A 1,197-nucleotide genomic window follows, 5' to 3' on the forward strand; every position below is an offset into this window, starting at 1 on the left:
TTCGGCATCCGTCCGGAGTTCGTGCGCATCGGCCGCGAGGGGATGCCGGTCCAGGTGACGAAGGTGGAGGATCTCGGCCGGCAGAAGATCGTGCGCGGCGCCTTTGCGGGCCAGCCGATCACGGCGATCGTGGCGGAAGGCGGCGAGGTGCCGGCCGATGCGCGGCTTTCCTTCGACCCGGCCGGCATCAACATCTACGCCGACAGCTGGCGTATAGAACAGCAGGCCTGATGGGTCTGAGGGGGAGAATCCGGGATGGAGAAGACCTTTAACAACAAGGCCTGGTTCATGGTGCTGCCGGTGATGGTGCTGGTGGCCTTCTCGGCGGTGATCCCGCTGATGACGGTGGTGAACTACTCGGTGCAGGACACGTTCGGCAACAACGAGTTCTTCTGGGCGGGGACGGAGTGGTTCAAACAGGTTCTGGACAGCTCGCGCTTCTGGGACGCGCTGTGGCGCAACCTCGCCTTCTCGGCGATCATTCTTTTGATCGAGATCCCGCTCGGCATCCTGATCGCGCTCAACATGCCGCGCCGCGGCATCTGGGTTCCGGTGTGCCTGGTGCTGATGGCGCTGCCGCTTCTGATCCCGTGGAACGTGGTGGGCACGATCTGGCAGTTGCTGTGCCGCGTCGATATCGGGCTTCTGGGCTCGGCGGTGACGGCGCTCGGCTTCTCCTACAATTACGCGGCCGATCCGGTGGATGCCTGGATCACGGTGGTGCTGATGGATGTGTGGCACTGGACGAGCCTCGTGGTTCTGCTCGCCTATGCCGGGCTGGTGTCGATCCCGGAGGCCTATTACCAGGCGGCCCGCATCGACGGCGCCTCGCGCCTTGCCGTCTTCCGCTACATCCAGCTGCCGAAGATGAAGCGGGTGCTTCTGATCGCGGTGCTGCTGCGCTTCATGGANGAGGCCTATTACCAGGCGGCCCGCATCGACGGCGCCTCGCGCCTTGCCGTCTTCCGCTACATCCAGCTGCCGAAGATGAAGCGGGTGCTTCTGATCGCGGTGCTGCTGCGCTTCATGGACAGCTTCATGATCTACACCGAGCCCTTCGTGGTGACGGGCGGTGGGCCGGGTTCGTCCACCATGTTCCTGTCGATCGACCTCGTGAAGATGGCGGTCGGGCAGTTCGACCTCGGGCCGGCGGCGGCGATGTCGATCATCTACTTCCTGATCGTGCTTTTGCTCTCC

2 protein-coding genes are annotated in these 1,197 nt (G+C 63.9%); both read left to right on the forward strand.

Features of this window, described 5'->3' with window-relative positions; genetic code table 11:
- Positions 1 to 231: TOBE domain-containing protein (locus ACED18_RS20535; protein WP_377295448.1), on the forward strand; the 231-nt coding region annotated here is incomplete at its 5' end.
- 108 nt (positions 232 to 339) lie between these two features.
- On the forward strand, positions 340 to 1,197 hold an 858-nt coding region (locus tag ACED18_RS20540), incomplete at its 3' end, for an ABC transporter permease subunit (protein ID WP_377295453.1).

Origin of the sequence: Rhizobium sp. SG2393 (assembly GCF_042610495.1) — a bacterium.
GTDB lineage: Bacteria > Pseudomonadota > Alphaproteobacteria > Rhizobiales > Rhizobiaceae > RU20A.